The 19251-nt window shown below is 63.2% G+C and carries 16 protein-coding genes; 12 read left to right on the top strand and 4 right to left on the bottom strand.

Annotated features, from left to right (window positions below; all coding sequences use genetic code 11):
* The first annotated feature begins 101 nt into the window (after nucleotides 1-101).
* The 6 genes from QAZ47_RS01265 to QAZ47_RS01240 all read left to right on the top strand — a co-directional run bounded on the left by QAZ47_RS01265 (nucleotide 102) and on the right by QAZ47_RS01240 (nucleotide 6107).
* Nucleotides 102-491, top strand: coding sequence for a hypothetical protein (locus QAZ47_RS01265; RefSeq protein ID WP_278232226.1), 390 nt, complete (start codon nucleotides 102-104; stop codon nucleotides 489-491).
* Between the two features lie 128 nt (nucleotides 492-619).
* On the top strand, nucleotides 620-1492 hold the full coding sequence (locus QAZ47_RS01260; RefSeq protein WP_278232225.1) for a glycoside hydrolase family 16 protein: 873 nt from the start codon (nucleotides 620-622) through the stop codon (nucleotides 1490-1492).
* 131 nt (nucleotides 1493-1623) lie between these two features.
* Entirely contained in the window at nucleotides 1624-2955 is a 1332-nt protein-coding gene (locus tag QAZ47_RS01255; protein ID WP_278232224.1) for a UDP-glucose/GDP-mannose dehydrogenase family protein, read from the top strand.
* A 111-nt stretch (nucleotides 2956-3066) separates the two neighbouring features.
* Entirely contained in the window at nucleotides 3067-4512 is a 1446-nt protein-coding gene (locus QAZ47_RS01250) for a GMC family oxidoreductase (RefSeq protein ID WP_278232223.1), read from the top strand.
* Between the two features lie 11 nt (nucleotides 4513-4523).
* The gene (locus QAZ47_RS01245; RefSeq protein WP_278232222.1) at nucleotides 4524-4967 is read left to right on the top strand and encodes a hypothetical protein; all 444 of its coding nucleotides are present in this window, start codon (nucleotides 4524-4526) and stop codon (nucleotides 4965-4967) included.
* A gap of 60 nt (nucleotides 4968-5027) precedes the next feature.
* Nucleotides 5028-6107 (top strand): glycosyltransferase, encoded by a 1080-nt coding sequence (locus QAZ47_RS01240; protein WP_278205151.1) that lies wholly within the window; start codon nucleotides 5028-5030, stop codon nucleotides 6105-6107.
* A 64-nt stretch (nucleotides 6108-6171) separates the two neighbouring features.
* Here QAZ47_RS01240 and QAZ47_RS01235 read toward each other — a convergent pair whose 3' ends face one another.
* The 4 genes from QAZ47_RS01235 to QAZ47_RS01220 form a co-directional block, all read right to left on the bottom strand.
* On the bottom strand, nucleotides 6172-6963 hold the full coding sequence (locus QAZ47_RS01235) for a family 16 glycosylhydrolase (protein ID WP_278232221.1): 792 nt from the start codon (nucleotides 6961-6963) through the stop codon (nucleotides 6172-6174).
* Between the two features lie 109 nt (nucleotides 6964-7072).
* Complete coding sequence (locus QAZ47_RS01230; protein ID WP_278205149.1) at nucleotides 7073-8095, bottom strand: phosphoribosyltransferase; 1023 nt, start codon at nucleotides 8093-8095, stop codon at nucleotides 7073-7075.
* 80 nt (nucleotides 8096-8175) lie between these two features.
* Complete coding sequence (locus QAZ47_RS01225) at nucleotides 8176-9672, bottom strand: lipopolysaccharide biosynthesis protein (protein WP_278232220.1); 1497 nt, start codon at nucleotides 9670-9672, stop codon at nucleotides 8176-8178.
* Nucleotides 9673-9932: 260 nt separating this feature from the next.
* Nucleotides 9933-11240, bottom strand: a complete 1308-nt coding sequence (locus QAZ47_RS01220; protein WP_278232219.1) for a glycosyltransferase family 4 protein — start codon at nucleotides 11238-11240, stop codon at nucleotides 9933-9935.
* A 372-nt stretch (nucleotides 11241-11612) separates the two neighbouring features.
* Between QAZ47_RS01220 and QAZ47_RS01215 the strand changes: the two genes are divergently transcribed.
* The 6 genes from QAZ47_RS01215 (at nucleotide 11613) to QAZ47_RS01190 (ending at nucleotide 19213) form a co-directional block, all read left to right on the top strand.
* On the top strand, nucleotides 11613-12800 hold the full coding sequence (locus tag QAZ47_RS01215) for a glycosyl transferase family 1 (protein ID WP_278232218.1): 1188 nt from the start codon (nucleotides 11613-11615) through the stop codon (nucleotides 12798-12800).
* Between the two features lie 28 nt (nucleotides 12801-12828).
* The gene (locus QAZ47_RS01210) at nucleotides 12829-13815 is read left to right on the top strand and encodes a glycosyltransferase family 2 protein (protein WP_278233746.1); all 987 of its coding nucleotides are present in this window, start codon (nucleotides 12829-12831) and stop codon (nucleotides 13813-13815) included.
* A complete protein-coding gene (locus QAZ47_RS01205; protein ID WP_278232217.1) occupies nucleotides 13812-14750 on the top strand; it encodes a glycosyltransferase family 2 protein in 939 nt (312 codons plus the stop codon). The genes QAZ47_RS01210 and QAZ47_RS01205 overlap by 4 nt, the downstream gene beginning before the upstream one ends.
* Nucleotides 14740-15690 (top strand): glycosyltransferase family 2 protein, encoded by a 951-nt coding sequence (locus tag QAZ47_RS01200; protein WP_278232216.1) that lies wholly within the window; start codon nucleotides 14740-14742, stop codon nucleotides 15688-15690. The genes QAZ47_RS01205 and QAZ47_RS01200 overlap by 11 nt, the downstream gene beginning before the upstream one ends.
* A 74-nt stretch (nucleotides 15691-15764) precedes the next feature.
* Nucleotides 15765-16661 carry a UTP--glucose-1-phosphate uridylyltransferase GalU gene (galU, locus tag QAZ47_RS01195; protein ID WP_127857925.1) on the top strand — a complete coding sequence of 299 codons (897 nt, stop codon included), beginning with the start codon at nucleotides 15765-15767 and terminating at the stop codon, nucleotides 16659-16661.
* Between the two features lie 167 nt (nucleotides 16662-16828).
* A complete protein-coding gene (locus QAZ47_RS01190) occupies nucleotides 16829-19213 on the top strand; it encodes a polysaccharide biosynthesis tyrosine autokinase (protein ID WP_278232215.1) in 2385 nt (794 codons plus the stop codon).
* Nucleotides 19214-19251 lie beyond the last annotated feature (38 nt).

The raw sequence follows: 19251 nt of genomic DNA, 5'->3' as shown, positions 1-19251 counted from the left end.
CCGTTTCCAAAAAAATCCGCTTTCCGAAACTACGAGGTTGCCTACTTGCCCCGAGAATGGCAGTCTATGTTGCGGTGCAGCAATTGCGAAAGGCCAATCGAATGGCTTCGATTTTTGGCTTCAGATCCAGGGACCCGGCCCGCGACCGGCAGACCGATCTCCAGCGTTTCGACCGTCTGGCGAAGCTGTTCGACCAGATCGGCGCCGAGATCGAGGCCGAGAAAACCGGGCTGGAGAATCGCTATCGGTCGACGGCGACCAACGCGGCCTTCCTGGTCGAGGCGATGGAGAACGGCTCCGCGTCGACGGATAAGTCGTCGGACGTCAGCGCGATGACCGGCGCGATCCTGAACTACGAGCGGCGCATCGCCGAGCTCACGCGCCAGAAAGGCTTGATGAAGGAACTGCGTCATTCGCTCGACGCGATTGTCGACGGCACGCAGCAGACCAAAGCGCCGACCGGATTGGCGAAGGCCGCGGGACGAGGCTGAAGGCATCCACGGACACTATCATCGATACGAGACCAAAGGAGTTCAAAGGGCGGAAGATCGGAAGCGGCTCGCTGAGGCGGGCGGGAAGTGACTTTGGGTTGGGGCGGACAACACAAGGTGAGTTTGTCATGAACGCAGATTCGAACAACACGTCCATCGCGGCAGCTTGCGGCACGCCGCGTCCGCGCTCGAATGGGTCACGCAGTCCTTGGCCAAGCCTGGCAGGAGCGCTGCTCGCCGTTGCAGCCGCAGTCTCGGCCGTCCCGCATCCGGCGCATGCCGAGGGCATGCAGAGCGCGCCCTCCTTTGTCGACAATTTCTCGAACTTCGACCGTTCGCGCTGGTTCGTCTCCGACGGCTGGAACAATGGCAATCACCAGAACTGCACCTGGTCGAAGGACCTGGTTCGGCTTTCCGACGGCGTGCTTTCGCTGAGCTTCGAAAAACGCAAGCTGAAGGATCGCGAGTTCGCCTGCGCCGAGATCCAGACCAAGCAGCGCTATGGCTATGGCGTCTACGAGGCGCGGATGAAGACCGATAGCGGCTCGGGCCTCAACGCCGCGTTCTTCACCTATATCGGGCCGCAGGACAAAAAGCCCTGGGACGAGATCGACTTCGAGGTGCTCACCAAGGATCCGTCAAAAGTCCAGGTGAACAGCTATATCCAGGGCAAGCCGAAGAACGGCAAGCTGGTCGATGTCGGGGGCGGCGCCGACAAGGGCTTCAACGACTATGGCTTCGTCTGGGAGAAGGACCGGCTGCGCTGGTACGTCAACGGCAAGCTGGTCAACGAAGTGACCAATCCGGACGAATTGCCGACCAATCCGCAGAAGATCTTCTTCAGCCTGTGGGGCAGCGACAAGCTGACCAACTGGATGGGCGCCTTCGCCGATCCCGGCCGCAAGGTGACCATGGAGGTCAAGCGCGTCGCCTTCACCGCCTTGGGCCAGCCGTGCCAGTTCCCGGAATCGCTGGCGTGCAGCATAAGTAACAGCAACTAGGCATGATCCCCAAAAACGGCGGACCGGTTTTGGGATAAGATCATGCGCAACATCCAGGCCCAAAAGGGCCTGGGCACATCTGAACTGGCCGGGTCGTTCTGCGGCCCGGCCTTAAACAGGAACAGAACCGAATGAACTTGACGGTGTTTGGAATTGGCTATGTCGGTCTCGTCCAGGCCGCGGTGCTCGCGGAGGTCGGGCACGAGGTGGTGTGCGTCGACATCGATGCAGCGAAGGTGGAGCGGCTTAATCAGGGCTTCATCCCGATTTTCGAACCCGGGCTGGAAAGCCTCGTCAGGGAAAACCACGCCGCCGGCCGCATCCGCTTCACCACCGATGCGGCCGCGGCGGTCAAACACGGCCAGATCCAGATGATCGCGGTCGGCACGCCGCCCGGCGAGGACGGCTCGGCCGATCTGAAATATGTGCTCGCCGTCGCCGAGGCCATCGGCCGCGAGATGGACGCGCCCAAGATCGTCGTCGGCAAATCGACCGTGCCGGTCGGCACCTGCGAGAAGATCAAGGCAAGGATCGCCGAGACCCTAAAGGCGCGCGGGCGCGAGGACCTGAGCTTCGATGTCGCCTCGAACCCTGAATTCCTCAAGGAGGGTTCTGCCGTCGCCGATTGCATGAAGCCCGATCGCATCATCGTCGGCACGTCGAGCGAAGACACCGAGGCGGTGATGCGCGAGCTTTACGCGCCGTTCAACCGCAACCACGAAAAGATGATCGTGATGGACGTGCGCAGCGCCGAGTTCACCAAATATGCGGCCAACTGCATGCTAGCGACCAAGATCAGCTTCATGAACGAGATGGCCAATCTGGCCGAACAGTTGGGCGCCGACATCGAAGAGGTGCGCAAGGGCATCGGCAGCGATCCGCGCATCGGCTACCACTTCATCTATCCCGGCCTCGGCTATGGCGGCTCCTGCTTCCCCAAGGATGTGCGCGCGCTGATCAAGACCGCCGAGGGCGTGAAGTTCGACGCCAAGCTGCTGCGCGCCGTCGAGGAGCGCAACAACGCGCAGAAATCGGTGCTGTTCGAGAAGGTCGACCGCTATTTCCAGGGCAACCTCAGGGGCAAGACCTTCGCCGTCTGGGGGCTAGCCTTCAAGCCGAATACCGACGATATGCGCGAGGCCCCGTCGCGCACGCTGATGGAGGCGCTGTGGGCGGCCGGCGCCAAGGTGCAAGCCTATGATCCGGAGGCGATGCAGGAATGCCAGGCCATCTACGGCCTGCGCGAGGATCTCCTGCTTTGCGGCACCAAGGAGGCGGCGCTGCGCGGCGCCGACTCGCTTCTGATCTGCACCGAGTGGAAGAGCTTCAGGGCTCCCTCCTTCGACGCGCTCAAGGACGCGCTGACCACGCCGGTCATCTTCGATGGCCGCAACCTCTACGATCCGAAGGTCATCGCGCGCTACGGCATCGAATACCATTCGATCGGCAGGATGGCGGCATGACGGCGGCTGCGGTGAGCCTCCCGCCGATCGGCTCCGGCGAACGACAATGGGGCCGACAATGACGGGGAGGCCGATCATGATCGTGCGCGTTTCGGCAAAGGGTTCGATCTGATGGTGATGGATGTTCAGCCCGAACAAATCGCCAACGAGCATTTCGATCTCGTCGTCATCGGTTCCGGTTTCGGTTCAGCCTTCTTCCTGCATGAGTTCTTGAAGCGGCGCAAAGTCCGCGCCCTGGTGCTCGAATGGGGCCGCCACAACACGCACGAATGGCAGCTCAACCAGAACGCCAACACCGACATAGACGACGAGAGCACCTACAAGACCGACAATGCCGACAAGCCATGGAACTACACGATCGGCCTCGGCGGCGGCACCAACTGCTGGTTCGCGCAGACGCCGCGCTTCCACCCCAACGACTTCAGGCTGAAGAGCACCTACGGCGTCGGCAACGACTGGCCGATCAGCTATGACGATCTCGAGCCGTTCTATTGCGACGCCGAGGAGGTCATGTCGATCTCGGGCGATCCCGACATGGCGCGGATGCTGCCGCGCTCGCGGCCGTTCCCGCAGCCGCCGCACCGCATGTCGACGCCGGACCGGATGATGAAGGCGGCGCAGCCTGAGCAGCATTTCGTCATGCCGACCGCCCGCGCCCGGGTGGCGACGGCGCAGCGCACCTCATGCTGCGCCAACCTCAGGTGCTGGCTGTGTCCGGTCGACGCCAAGTTCACCGTCAACAACGGTTTGATGCACGTCTTCCAGCACGCGGACGTGTCGGTGTGCCTGGGCGCCGAGGTGCGCCGGCTCGACCATTCGGGCGGTTCGGTCCGTTCGGTCGTTTTCCTGCGCAACGGCAAGGAATATTCGGTCAGCGGCGACCTGGTCATCCTCGGCGCCAATGCCATCCAGAGCCCGGCGATCATGCTGCGCTCCGGGCTTGGCGGCGAGTTCGTCGGGCTCGGCCTGCACGAATCCTACGGCTGGAACTACGAGGTCTATCTCGACGGCGTCGACAATTTCGACGGCAGCACCATCACCACCGGCCTGAATTTCGGTCTCTATGACGGCCCGCATCGCGCCGAGCACGCGGCGGCGCTGGTTTATTTCGAGAACCGCTGGCAGCATGGCATGCGTGCCGAGAAGGGTCGGCTGCGGCAAGTGCTGCCGCTGGTCATCGTCACCGAAAACCTGCTCGATCCGGAAAACCGGGTGATCCTCGACAAGGACGAGAATGCCTTCGTCAGCTTCAAGGATGCGTCGGACTACGCAACCAAAGGCATGGCCAAGGCGCTCGAGCGGCTGCCGGCGCTGCTCAAGCCGCTGCCGGTCGAACAGATCTTCGACCGTGGCATACGGCCGACCGAATCGCATGTGCAGGGCACCTTGCGGATGGGCACCGGCCCGGCCGACTCGGTGGTCGACCGCGACATGATCCACCACCAGCTCCGGAACCTGGTCGTTGTCGGCACCAGCACCTATCCGAGCTGCTCCTGCGCCAACCCAAGCCTGACCGCCGCCGCCCTTTCGCTGCGGGCGGCGACCCGGCTGGCATGAAGGAGGGGCCGATGAAGATCACGCGACGCACCGCGCTGGCCGTTGTTGCCGGCGGCATCGCCTCAACGGGCATCGCCGCTGCCGCGGTATCGTCCTTCTCGGATGAGGATCTGGTCCGCGTCACGCTCGAAAGATACTTCGGGTCGCTCAACATGCGCATCGAGCATCTGCAGCAGTTCGTGCTCGAATTCCGCAGCCGCAATCCGTGGGTATTCCCGAGCGACAAGCTGGCGGATGCGGTGACGCTTTTGGAGACGGTGAGGCTCGACAAGGCGCGCGAATTCCTGCCCGGGCAGAAGCAGCAGGATGTCAGGAATTTCGAACGCTGGGTCATCGCCGAGTTCCACATGCTGACCGACTATGCCTGGCGCAGCTCGCCCGCCGACCCGATCCGCTTCACCGGTTGGCATCCATGCACCAATCCCTTCGCCAATCTCGAGCAGCAAAATGTCTGAAGTCGCGGGGCGGGCAAAACACGCCGTCGGGCCAAACAAACGTGACAAGGAGCCGAGCCCATGAAAGTGATTTTCGCAGGCGGCAACGGATACACGCCCGAATTCAGCGGCGGCGTCCAGTCGAGCACGCATCACCTGGCAGAGCAGTTGATCGAGCACGGACATGAGGCATCGGTGCTCGCGGCCTTGTTCGGAGACGGCTTCTTCGGCTTCAGGGCGCGCGCCAAGATGAAACTGCTGCGGCAGCCAGCGGTCATCGACAACTTTCCCGGCTACCCGGTGGTGCGTGCCTGGTTTCCCTGGGAAGCCGCCCGGTTTGCCGTCGAGAAGATGAAGCCGGACGTCGCGGTGGTGCAGTGCCACAAGTCGGTCCCGCTCGGCAAGGCGCTGCAGGCCGAGGGTGTGCCGCTGGTCGTCTATCTGAGGAATGTGGAGTTCCATGAATTGGGCGGCGACCTTCGTGAGCTGAATTCCGCGCACTACATTGCCAATTCCGAATTCACGGCGCGCACCTACAAGCGGGAGTTCGGCATCGATTCGGCGGTCCTGCCGCCGACGATCAGTCCCGCCCTCTACAGCACGCCGACGACCGGCGAGTTCGTCACCTTCATCAACCCCTATGAAGAGAAAGGCTTCGATCTTGCGGTGAAGATTGCGGCTGCCTCTCCGGAAATCCCGTTCCTGTTCGTTGAGAGTTGGAAGCTGGACGAAGACCATCGCGCCCGCGTCGAACAGGCTATCGCGCCCTATTCCAACATCAAGCTGGAGAGCCGCACGAACGACATGAAGACGGTTTACGGCCGAACCAGGATCCTGCTTGCGCCGAGCAAATGGGAAGAGGCCTGGGGCCGCGTCGCTTCGGAAGCCCATTGCAGTGGCATCCCGGTCGTCGGCTCGCGGCGCGGCGGCCTGCCGGAGGCGATCGGTTCCGGCGGCGTGGTACTGGATTATGACGCGCCGCTCACGGACTGGGTCGAGGCGGTGAGGCGGCTGTGGAACGACAAACAGGAGTATGAACGGCTTTCGACCGCGGCTCGCACCTTCTCCGAGCGAGCGGAACTCGACCCGGAACGTCAGTTCGCTATCTTCTTCTCACTACTCGACAAGGCGGCGCAGCAACGTTCCCGCCGCGCGGCATAGCCAAGCTGTCGCATCCGTCAACGGCGGCACGCCGATGCAACCCCCGGCTTGCGGCTGCCGGCCTTCACGCACCGAGGTCGGTGCGCCTGTAGCCATGCATGGTCATGACCAGCTTGTCGGCGGGCGCCATCGGTTCCCATTTGCCGGCCCAGCGCGGGTCCATCACGTCGCCGGCAGCGACCCACAGATCGAAATAAGGCCGCATCGGCTTGTCCGGAAACGCACCGCCGGCCGTATCGGCAGGCGTCACGACGGCGGCCTCGTCTCCATCGATGAGGAAGGTCACCCGTTTGCCGGCTTCATATTCTATGCCGAGCCGGTACCGCTTGCCCGAGAGATCGCCAAGCTGGACCCATTTGACCCACACGCTCTTGTGCTGATTGTTGACGTTCGCCCAGACGGTGAGTTGCAGTCCTTTCGTGCCCACGATTTCGAAATCGATTTCTTCGTGAGCCTTGTCGTTGAATGTCCACAGCGGAGCCGCGACAAGCCCGGGCCTCATGGTCGGCAGCGTCACATCCACTTCCCAACGCGCCGACGCCGACTCCGATTTGCCGCCCGCGATAACTTGCGCGGAGGCCTTTTCGCTGACGGTCAGCTGAAGCGCCCCGTCAACGATCTTGACGTTTGCGGCCTTCCAGTCATAGCCGCCGAGCTTGGGCTCGCTCCATTGCGAGGGAACGAACGGATTGTCGTATTTCCAGAGCTGGAGCTTGACTTTCGACCAATCCGGAAGCGGGGCGAGGGTAGGCTTTGCGCCTTCATCGGCGGTTTGCGCCATGGCGCGTCCGGCAACCAGCGGCATTGCCGCAGGAGCGAGAAGGGATGTCAGCAATTCTCTGCGTGTGAGGTCCATAGGCTGATCTCCGGCCACAGCTCCGATATTCGGTAGCTCATCGAGGGTCGTTCATTTCGATTGGACTGAGCTTTCGATCTTCAAATGGGTGCAGGGTGTGCTTCTGTGTTCATGCTGGTCGCTTGATCCGGCTCTTGAGCGTCTCATAACCGCGTTTGCCAAGCAGCAACTGTGCCATTTTCTTGGCGGCTGCCTTGCGCCCCCCATGCGAATTGACCTGCCTGAGACGTGCTGGAAGGTTGCGGGCGGCCTGCTCCAGCGCCGGCAGCGAGAGGGCGTCGGGAAAGCTTACTATGTTGGTTTCGACGCACAGCACCGGCTTGCCCGACAGTTTGGCGATCTTGAGCGCCTGTTCGTGCTCGCTTTCAATGAACAGGATGGCCTCCGACTTGCGGTAGAACTCGGCCTTGAAGCTGCCATGCGCGCCGAGCCGCTGTCGCTCGGCTTTGCTCGGCAGGTCGAGCATGATCAGGTGGTCGTATTTGATCTCATGCCTGGCAAGCCACGCCTCGGTCAGCTTGCGGTATTTTTCCAGGCGGCTCGTGACCAGCCAGCCGATCTTGCGCGTCGGCCCGAGCAGCGGCCGCGCCTCGGTGAGGAATTTCTCGTAAGCGGGTCCATCGTCGTTTTCTTCCTCGGTTGGATCGAGGCAGAGCACGCCGTCTATGTCGACGCAGCACTGCTCGAGGAAAATGTGGTGCATGAAGTTCCACTGGAACATCCGGGGATGCGGCACGACCTCGAAGACGATGTCGGTTTCCTTGTGCTGCGGCAGCAGGCCGAACACGGCGGCGAAGACGAAATCGCCCTGGATGCCGGCGGCCGCGATCTTGCCGCGCGCGTCGCGCATGGCGTTGCCGCCGCTGACGCTGTCGTCGATCACCAGGATCTTGCGCATCTCGGAATGCTGCCGGTCGAGCGCTGCACGGCGTTTGGTGACACCCGACGTGTAGACCTTGCCGGAGAGGAAGCTGTCGAGATCGGTCATCGGGATGTTCGCCGTCAGGCTGACAAGCGTCGCGGCGAGTATGCCGCTTCTCGGCACACCGACCACCAAGTCGATGTCGCGCGGCAGCCGGTGCAGGTTGCGCAGGATCGCGTCGTTCATGTCCGAAATAGATCGGTAATTCATCGTAGCCTTACCCTCAATCAGCAGTTTTGCCGGCTTTCAGCCGACGACAGAATCGTGGTCGGCGCTGTCGCCGAACAAGGTCATTTCGCCTGGCTGGGCGCCGGGGAAAAACCTCGGGCGGGGACCAACTTCAAGGCCTCGCGAAGCGCTTCGCGGCCGGCACCGAAAGCGAGCGAGATGAGGATAGTGACGGCATAGGAAAGCGCCGTCCCGCATACCAGCGCGACAACGGGTTGGGTCGGCAACATCGGCTTGGCGAGCCAGACCAGGGCCAGCGCCACATGCCCGCCGATCACGAAAGGCGCTGCCGCGTGAAGCACATGGCTGGCGCGCAGCGGTCCGGTCTTGCCAATGTAGAGCCACAGGAAGGGCGTTCTCAGATATTCGCTGATCGCATAGGCGATGGCGACGCCGAGCGCGCCGTAGGGCAGGCCTATGGCGAAGGCCATCACCGAGGTCACGGCCGTGACGACGCCCCAGCGCATGAAATCGCCGGAGCGGCCCTGGCTGACGAACAGCCAACCCGCGGGATTGTTGAGCGGCTGCAGCAGCCCGGCGAAGCCCAACGCCAGGAAGATCGAAGCACTTTGTCGCCACTGCTCGCCGAGCACGAAGGGAATGAGCGTGTCGGACATGGCGGTGGCAAAGGCGACCCCGGGCAGCGCCACAAGCAGGATCAGCGGCATCACACGCAGATAGGCGCTTCGGTAGCGGTCCGGCTCGTCCTTCAGCCGCGAGAGCGCCGGCACCATCACCTTCGACAGCGGATTGGTGATCTGGCTGAGCGGGAAGAGCAAAAGCTTGTAGGCGCGATCGTAGAGGCCAAGCTGCGCCTCGCCCCAGTATTTGCCGATCAGCACATTGTCGAGGTTGCGGGCGAAGAAATTGGCGAAGTTGAACCCGGTGACGCCGGCGCCGAAATGGATCAACTGGCCGATGCCCTCGACCTTGCGCGGCAACCCGGGACGCCAGCGCGAGGAGCCCCAGTAGCAAAGCGTCGGCAGCATGGCGCCGGTCAGCGTGCCGGCGAAAAGCGCCCAGTAGGAGCGGTCGATGAAGGTCCAGGCGATCGACACGACAAGGCCAATGACCGCGCTGATGACATCGATGACGGCCAGCCGCGTGAACTGCATGCGGCGCGTCAGCAGCGCCAGGTGCTGGGCGCCCAGCCCGTAGGCCATGATCTGCAGGCCGAACGCCGCGACGAGGCCGCTGACGCGAGGCTCACCGTAGAAGGCCGCGACGAGCGGCGCCGCTGCCGCAAGCACGCAGGCCAGGATCGCGCTCACCGCGGTGTTGATCCAGAAGAGGTAGTTGACCTCCTCATGCCGGATACCGGTCTTCTGGATCGTCGCCTGGGTGAGGCCAAAGTCCTGGAACAGCGCGATGAAGGCCAGTACTGGCGCTGACATGGCGATGACACCGAAATCCTGCGGCGACAGCAGGCGGGACAGCACGATGACGGAAACCATCTGCGTCGCCACGCGCACGCCTTGCGCCACGGCAGTTACGACGGCGCCGCGCCCGACCGATTTGCGAAGAGAGCCCTGTGGCGGATCGAATGCATTGGCTTCCAAATCGAGGATTCCTGACTTTTGTGCAGTTCGGGTCCGTGAACCTGACCGTCGCCGAGCACCGAAATGCCCCACCCCAGCGTCAAGCAGTGCAACAAAGATATGGCAATTTTTGCGACGCCGCATCAAAATTGTTGCAATGCAGCAAATTTTAGCCAATTCGCCGACCGGCGGCAGACATCTGACACTGTGAGCCTTCGGCAAGGACGATTGCGCCGTGGCGCGGCTTTACGCGCGATCTGCTTTTTGACGCCTGTTGAAATTCAAGCTGCCGAAGCGGTCCGGGTTGGGTCCGTGTCCTGGAGGCCGAAATCAGCCGGCAGGGATTGAGGCGAGGAAATGTCGAGCGCTGGATCAAGCCGTGCCGGATCCGTGGTTCGCTCCAGCGCCACGCGGCCATAAAGCCCATCGAGAAATTCGCCCGCCGGCTTCGAACCAAACATGACCTCGGCCGTTCCGCGGGCCTGGCGGCGGAGCGGCGCCATCAGCTTCGGCTGCCCGATATATGGCGTCAGCCGCTCGACGGCTTCGGTTGCAAGGCGTTCTACCTCGTCGCCGAAATACCGTGCGTAAGCCGCGTCGCCGCGAGAATCATATCCCGGATTCCACCAATCGCCGACTTCGTTCAGCTTCACCGGCAATGAAATCCCATTGACGCCGTCCTCGAGGAATTCCGGCAGGGCACAAACTCTCGTTCCAAGGACCGGCGTGTGTTCCGACATCGATTCCAGCGCCGAATAGCCGAACGTGTCGCCGAAGGTGGCAAGAATGCCGAAATGCGAATTGCGCAGCAATTGCCGCACCGCATGATTGGGCAGCACGCCATGGTGGTGGACATTTTTCAGATCGAGCAGCCTGATATAGCGGTCGAAGAATCCCGGACTTGTCGGGTCGGTCCAAATGGGACCGCCGACCTGCAGGCTCGAGATGACGTTCACCCGGATGGGAAGGTTTCGCTCGATCGCCTTTTGGGCGATCTTGACCGCCACGCATCCGCCCTTGCGGCCGAAATGGGCGCCGACGAACGTCAGCACGAGTTCTTCCGCGTCGTTGTCCACCATCGCATCCTCGACGGCGGGAACGATGACATTGGGATGGCGCACCATAAGCTTGTCCGTCAGCACGCCGACATGTGGGTTGTCGGCGTGTTGGTCCAGAAAACATCTGCGGGCAAAATGCGACAGGGCGATGATCCGGCGGCAACTGGGGCTGGCGATCCGCGACCGCATATATTTCGCCATTGCACCTTTCTTGCGCAGGGCGAACTGGCGCGGCAGGTGCGATTCGAAGGAGATGATAAATCTGGAGGAATTGAGCGGTATCCGGTTGAACGCATGTACGAGGGCGACGGACCGATCGGGCTCGATCAGCGTGACGCCTTCCAGTTTCGACGACACGAAGTTCAGCGGCAGGAACCGCTTGCGCAAGATCGTATGTCTCGAAGAACGCGGTGTAACGAAGCTTGTCGGATATTTGTCGTCGTAAACGGCAATGCGAAGAGACTCACTCATCCCACAACCCCACCCGTGCAAACCGGCGGCTGGGGGAGTCTTCGCAAAGTGCTTCAGCAACGCAGAGTCAGCCCAACTCTACGCTTCCGCACTGCAAATCAAATGCAGGCGGCAATCCCCAAGCCAAGTTCTGAAGCCCTACTTACGGTTACAATTTAAAAACCATTTTGTATTGCAGTGCAACATATAATTTAGCATATCCTGAACATGCGTCGTTTCGGGTTCGAGAATCTGGTCGCCAGTTGCGCCTTGAGCCGCTCGCTGACGCGCGTGCGTCGTGCCGCTTTGCGACGGTGCGGGCTGATCTGCCGGAAATTTGTGCGACGCGAAAAGAGCTGCGCCTTTTTGCTACGCTGCACCAAAAATGTTGCGATGCAGCAAAAGCTGTACTAGCATCCTCTTGGGTGGCGGGCCCAACTGCGGTCGAGTTTCATGCTGCATGTCTTGTACCTTGTGCATGACGTATCCGATCCGGCGGTGCGCCGGAGGGTCAAAATGCTCAGGGCAGGCGGTGCCAGGATAACCCTGGCGGGTTTCCGCCGAACCCCCAGTCCGATCGTCGAGATCGAAGGTATCGAGCCGGTCGACCTCGGCCCGACGCGCGATGGCCGATTCGCGCAGCGCATCGGCGCGGTGGCCAAGGCTGCCGTGTCGATTGGCGCCAAGCTTGGCGCCGTGGCGCGACCCGACCTGATCATCGCGCGCAACCTCGAAATGCTGGCGCTTGCCCGCCGCGCCAACCGGGTTTTCGGCGCCGCTGTGCCGATCGTCTACGAATGCCTGGACATCCATCGGCTGGTGTTGCGCAACGACCTTGTCGGCAAGACGCTGCGCGGGGTCGAACGCCATCTCGCCCGCGATGTGAAGCTTTTGGTGACCAGCTCTCCCGCCTTCATCGCCAACTATTTCCAGCCGTTCGGGCAAATCGCCGCACCGGTCGAGCTGATCGAGAACAAATATTTCGACACCATGCCGGCGCCGGCCGACGATCCGCCAGTGGACGATGTGCTTGGGAAGGACGGCTCGGCGGCGCCGCCCTGGCGCATCGGCTGGTTCGGCGCGCTTCGCTGTCGCCGCTCCCTGGATATCCTGGCCGAGTTCACCCGCCGGCAGAACGGACGCTTCGAAGTGGTGCTGAGAGGCCGTCCGGCGTTGTCCGAATTCCCGGATTTTCACGCCTTCGTCGAAGCCGAGCCCTGGCTTTCCTTTCGCGGTCCCTATCGCAATCCGGAGGACATGGCGGCGATCTACCGGGAGGTGCACTTCTCCTGGGCGATCGATTTCTTCGAGCAGGGCCAGAATTCCGAATGGCTGCTTCCCAACCGCCTCTACGAAGGCTGCCGTTTCGGCGCCGTGCCGATCTCGATGGCGAGCACCGAAACCGGCCGGTTCCTCAAACGGCAGGACATCGGCGTGCTTCTGTCGGAAGCCACGCCCGAAGGGCTCGACACCGCGCTCGGCCGGATGAGCCAGGAACGCTTCGGCAAGCTGAAGTCGCGCGTGCTCGCCCGCAATCCGCGGACCTGGAGCTACGACCGCAGCGATTGCCTGGCTTTCGTCGACAAGCTGCGTGGCCTGACCGCCGTTCGCGGGGCCTTCGCGACCGAGGCGCTGGCATAGGATGGCTGAGGATGGAAAAAAGCCGATGATGCGGACAACGGCATCGAGCCTGATCGTTATTCCGAGCCTCAACGAGGCTGCTCATATCGGCGTGCTGCTCGGGCAGTTGCGTCCGGCTGCGGCAAGACTGGGCGCGCGCATCGTCGTCGCCGATGGCGGCAGCACCGACGGCACGCAGGGCATCGTCGAAAAGATCGCCGCCGAGGATCCGCGGGTCGTGCTGCTCGCCAATCCGAAGCGCATCCAGAGCGCGGCCGTCAACCTGGCGGTGGCGACGTTCGGCGACGACGCCGGCTACGTCATCCGCATCGACGCGCATGGCGGCTATCCCGCCGACTATTGCGACAGGCTGATCGAGGAGGCGCTTGCTACCGGCGCCGATTCGGTCGTCGTCTCGATGCTGACCAGCGGTACCGGCGCGGTGCAGAAGGCCGTCGCCGCGGCGCAGAATTCCAAGCTCGGCACCGGCGGTTCGAAGCACCGCCACATGTCGGCCGGCGAATGGGTCGACCACGGCCACCATGCGCTGATGCGCATCAGCGCCTTCAGGGCGGTCGGCGGCTATGACGAGAGCTTCAGCCACAACGAGGACGCCGAGCTCGACTATCGGCTGCGCCAGGCCGGCTACCGCATCTGGATGAGCGGCGAGACGCATATGATCTATTACCCGCGCGCAACGCTGAAGAGCCTCTATTTCCAATATCTCGGCTATGGCCGCGGCCGCGCGAAGAACGTGCTGAAGCATCGCATGGTGCCGAAGCTGCGGCAGATGATCCCGCTGCTGGTCGCGCCGGTCGTTCTTTTGGCGCTTTTCTCCTTCGTCTCCTGGCTGGCGGCCGTGCCTTTCCTGCTTTGGGCGATCGTGTGCCTCGGCTACGGCGCGGTGACGACCATTCGCCAGCGCAACCCGGGCATGGCGCTGGCCGGCGTTTCGGCGATGGTCATGCATTTCGGCTGGTCCGTCGGCTTCTGGCTGCAGCTTCTCACGCCCCGATCGCAGCGCGAGGCGGCATGATGGCCGGCCGCTCGATCGACATCTGCATCTGCACCTTCCGCCGGCCGGAGCTTGCCGACACGCTGCGCTCCATCGCCGCGCTGGAGAAGCCCGACGGCTTCGAGATCGGCATAGTCGTGGCCGACAATGACGATCAGCCGACGGCACGGCCGCAGGTAAAGGCCTTGGCGCAGGAACTGAAGCTGCCGATCCGCTATCGCCACGCGCCGGCCCGCAACATCTCGATCGCCCGCAATGCCTGCCTCGATGCCAGCGTATCGGACCTCGTCGCCTTCATCGACGACGACGAGACGGCGTCGCCGGGCTGGCTTGTCGAGCTTGTCGCGACCGCGGAGGCGACCGGCGCGACGGCCGTGCTCGGGCCGGTTCGCGCGACCTATCGTCAGGATGCGCCGGACTGGATGCGCAAGGGCGACTTCCACTCGACCTTGCCCGTCTGGGTGCGCGGCGAGATCCGCACCGGCTATACCTGCAACGTCCTGCTCAGGATGACCGAGGAGAGCCTGCGCAACCGACGCTTCAGCCTGGCGCGCGGCCAGACCGGCGGCGAGGATACGGAGTTCTTCGATCATATGGTCAAGGCCGGCGGGCGCATCGCCTTCGCCCCGCGGGCCTTTGTCGACGAGGTGGTGCCGCGCTCGAGGGCTGCCTTCGAGTGGCTGCGCCGCCGCCGCTTCCGCTTCGGACAAACGCATGGCCACCTCATCGGACGCAACACCGGTGGCGTGCGCCGCATCAGTCAGGTCGGTCTCGCTTCCGCCAAGGCGGCCTACTGCTTCGGCATGGCGCTTTTGACCGCGGTCAGCCCGGTGCGACGGAACCGCAGCGTGCTGCGCGGCATTATGCATGTCGGCGTCGTCAGCGGTTTGGTCGGCGTCCGCGAAATCCGCCAGTACGGCCTGAACCCGCAGGAAGGGGACAAGCGTGCAGCCTGACGTCAGCTTCGTCATCGCCGCCTACAACGCCGAGGCGACCCTCGATCGGGCGATCGCCAGCGCGATCGCGCAGCGCGACGTCACCGTCGAGGTTATCGTCGTCGACGACCGGTCGCGCGACCGCACGCTCGATGTCGCGCGCGCCTATCCCGGCGACATCGTCAAGGTGGTCGCGCTTCCCGCCAACCGGGGTCCCGGCGGCGCCAGGAATGCCGGGCTCGATCTTGCCCGCGGACGCTGGGTGGCCGTGCTCGATTCCGACGATGCCGTTCTGCCCGGCCGGCTGGCGGCGATGATCGCGCGGGCGGAAAAGGCAGGCGCCGAGATCGTGGTCGACAATGTCCAGGTCGTGCGCGAGGACGGCACGCCCGACGACATCATGTTCCCGACCGAGTATCTCGAAGAGCTCGGTGAAATCTCGCTGGCCGGTTACATCGCCGGCAACGTGGTCTTCGAATCGCGCTTCAACCTCGGTTATCTGAAGCCGATCTTCCAGCGTCGATTCCTGGACGAAAACCAGCTTCGCTACGACGAGAAGCTGCGCATCGGCGAAGACTACATTCTTTTGGCGAGCGCGCTGGCCAAGGGCGGCCGCTGCGTGGTCGAGCCGACCACGGGCTATGTCTATCACATCCGCACCGGTTCGATCTCGCGGGTGCTCGAATTGCATCATGTCGAGGCGATGGCCGAGGCAGATGCCGCCTTCGCCGCCGCACATTTCATGGACGAGCCCGCCAGAACGGCCTTCGCGAGGCGCGGCCGCAGCCTGCGCAAGGCGGCCTCGTTCCTGTCACTGGTTCAGCACATCAAGGCGCGTGCGCCGCTCAAGGCGATACGCACGGCGCTCAGCGATCCGGCCGCGGTCAGGCATATGTCGATGCCGATCGCGGTCCGGCTCAGAAGGGTTGCGGCACAGTTTGCCGTGGGGACGGGGAGGTGAAGCATGCGGGCGGATGGAATGCATTTTCATAGCCAGCGATAGGTTGAAATCGATCTCCTCAGAAGGAATAAGCGATGCAGAAAGTCAGGAAGGCAGTGATACCGGTGGCGGGGCTCGGAACGCGGTTCCTGCCGGCGACCAAGTCGATGCCGAAGGAAATGCTGCCCGTCGTCGACAAGCCTGTCGTGCAATATGCCGTGGACGAGGCGTTCGAGGCCGGTATCGAGCACATCGTTTTCGTCACCGGCCGCAACAAGGCCGTCATCGAAGACTATTTCGACCTGCATCCTGAACTGATCGGAACCCTCGAGCAGACCGGCAAGAAGGCGCAGCTCCAGTCGCTGGAAAGCCTGCTGCCGGTGGCCGGCGCCACCTCCTTCATCCGCCAGCAGTCGCCGCATGGCCTTGGCCATGCCGTATGGTGCGCGCGCGACGTGATCGGCAACGAGCCCTTCGCCCTGCTGCTTCCCGACATGGTGTCCTTCGGCGCGCCGGGTTGCCTCGCCGAAACCGTCGACCTCTATCAGCGGACCGGCGGCAACGTCATCGCGGTGGAGCGCTGCGATCCTTCGGAAACCGGCAAATACGGCATCGTCGGCCGCGGCGCCGAGGTAGCCTCCGGCTTCGAGGTGACCGCCATGGTCGAGAAGCCGGCTCCCGCCAACGCGCCGTCGAACTTCTACATCAACGGCCGCTATATCCTGCAGCCGGAGATCTTCGCCTTGCTCGGCACCCAGCAGCGCGGCGCCGGCAACGAGATCCAGCTCACCGACGCCATGGTCCGCCTGGCGGAGAGCCAGCCCTTCTATGCCCAGCCCTTCAACGGCCGCATGTTCGACTGCGGCTCCAAGGAAGGTTTCATCGAGGCCACCATCGCCTTTGCCCTGGCGCGCGACGACATGAAAGGACCGGTCTTCGAAATGCTGCAGCAATTCGTCCGGTCGCACGAGCGCCGGGAAGTAGCCGCATAATGCCCAAATTTTGGGTGCATATGCGCAATCGCGATGGCGCGACAGCCGCGCAAGCGCCTGGCTTTCCTGGCCAGGCGCCCCGTGGCACGGATGTTGCGTGGTCTTTTCTGGTAACGACGCCACTCTTCGAAGGCCAGTAGCGCCTGCAACCTGGAATTGGACCGAAGATGAATTATGCCAACTTTCCTCTCGACAAGAGGATGCCATTGCCCAGTACCGAAGCGGAAAAGGGTGAAGACTTCATCGACGTCGAGCGTCTGCTTGGCATGGCGGCCCGGCAGGCCAAGGTGGTGGCGGTCTGCGCCGTCATCGGCCTGTTCCTGGGTGTGATCTACCTGCAGACCACGCCCAAGCAATACACGTCGGTCTCGAGCGTTTTGATCGACGAGGGCCTGAACAAGGTCGTGGACGACATTTCTGCGGCCAACGCCACGCAGCAGACGGACGCGACCATCCTCAGCCAGATAGAAATTCTCAACTCGGCGCGGCTGGCATCGGTGGTTGTCGACAAGCTGAAGCTCGACCAGAACGACGAGTTCATGTATCCGCCGCAATCGGCCCTTGCGCGGGGCATCGGTTTCCTGCGCGGCGCGGTTGCCTATTTTCGCGGCGGCTCCGGCACGGATGACATTCCAGGAATCCAGAACGTCGACGAAGCGACACGCCAGGCAATGATCACCGCCGCGCGTCACGACTATGCGGTCCTCAAGCTGCAGACCGAGTTGATGGCCGATCGCGTCGGCCGCAGCAACGTCATTACCCTGGGCTATCAGTCGACCAATCCGGCGCTCGCCACGGCCATCACCAAGGCTTATGCCGAGGCCTATCTCGCCGATCAGCTCAACGCCAGCTTCGACGCCACCGAGCGCGCGGCGGTCTGGCTGCAGGGCAGGCTGACCGAGCTTCGCCAAAGTTCGCAGCAGGCCGCCATGGAGGTCGAGAAATTCAGGGCCGAGCACGGGCTGTCCGCAAACAGCGACGGCCAGTTGATCAGTGGCAAGCAGTTGTCCGACCTCAACGCCCAGCTCATCATCGCACAGGCCGATACGGCGCGGGCCAGCGCCCGCTACCAGCAGTACAAGGCGATCGTCGAAAGCGGTTCCGAGAATGCCTTCAACGATTCCGCGATTGCATCCGATCAGCCGAGCAGTTCTGTCATCATCGGCCTCAAGACCCGCTATCTCGCCGTCTCCAAGCGGCTGCAGGATGTCGAGGCGAACTTCGGCAAGGACCACCCGCAGGCGGTGGCGCTCGCCAGGGAAAAGGCTGATGTGTCGGCGCAGATCTTCGGGCAGTTGAAGCAGATCACCGAAAGCTACCGCAACGACTTCCAAGTCGCGCAAGCGCGCGAGGCCGAGCTTAGGCAGAAGATCACCACCGCTGCCGGCCAGAGCTCGGCCGACAACGAGTCGCAGGTGAGGCTGAGGGAACTCGACCAGCAGGCGCAGGCGCTCTCCACACTCTACCAGACCTTCCTCAGCCGCTACCAGGAAGCCTCGCAGCAGCAATCCTTCCCTGTCGGCAAGGTGCGCATCATCTCGGACGCGAACATGCCCCTGGCCGCATCCAGCCCGCGCACCATCAGGGTGCTGGCGCTCTCGCTGGTGCTTGGCCTCATGCTCGGCGCCGGTTTCGGAGGCCTGAACGAATTCAACGAGCGCTTCTTCCGCACCGGCGAGGACGTTCGAGACCGCGTCGGTCTGAAGTTCCTCGGCTATCTGCCGACGATCGGCGGCGGCAGGGCCAAGGAGGCGAAGCCGGACGACCTGCCGGCCGACGGTAAGGTCACCAGCCTGTCGGCGGCCGAGAAAAGGGCGCGCATGCGGGTGAGCCTCGACGCACCGGCCTCGATGTTCGCCGAGACGCTCCGCAACGCCAAGATCGCGTTCGATGTGGTGATGGAAGACAAGGACAGCCGGGTGATCGGCGTCGTCTCGGTCCTGCCCGGCGAAGGCAAGTCGACGGTCGCGGCAAACCTTGCAGGCCTGCTCGCCGCCAATGGCGCCAAGACGTTGCTGATCGACGGCGACCTGCGCAACCCCGGCCTCAGCCGCAGCCTCGGCATGGAGACCGAGCAGGGGCTGATGGAAGCGGTGGTCAGCGGGCAGACCTGGCAGTCGGTCGGCAAGGTCGACCGCCAGACCAAGCTGGCGATCATCCCCGCGGTGCTGCGCGGCCAGTTCTCGCACACCAGCGAGCTGCTGGGCTCGGCCGGCATGCGGCGCTTCATCGAGAACGCCAGGGAGACGTTCGAATACATCATCGTCGACCTGCCGCCGCTCGGTCCGGTGGTCGACGCCAAGGCCTTCGCGCCGCTGGTCGATGGTTTCGTGCTCGTCACCGAATGGGGCCGCACGCCACGCGCCATGATACGCTCGATGCTGGAGCAGGAGCCTTATATCGCCGACAAGATCGTCGGCGCGGTGCTCAACAAGGTCGAGCTGAAGAAGCTTGCGAAATACGGCTCGCTCGGCGCTTCGGAAAAGTTCTTCGACCGCTATTCGAGCTACTATCTGGAGAAGTCGGAGTCTCGCTCCAAGCAGGCCGCCTGATTTAGAGCAATTCCAGGAAAACTGTGTAACGATTTTCC

The organism is Mesorhizobium sp. WSM4904 (assembly GCF_029674545.1).
Taxonomy (GTDB): Bacteria; Pseudomonadota; Alphaproteobacteria; order Rhizobiales; family Rhizobiaceae; genus Mesorhizobium.
This window is presented reverse-complemented; position numbering and strand designations above follow the sequence as displayed.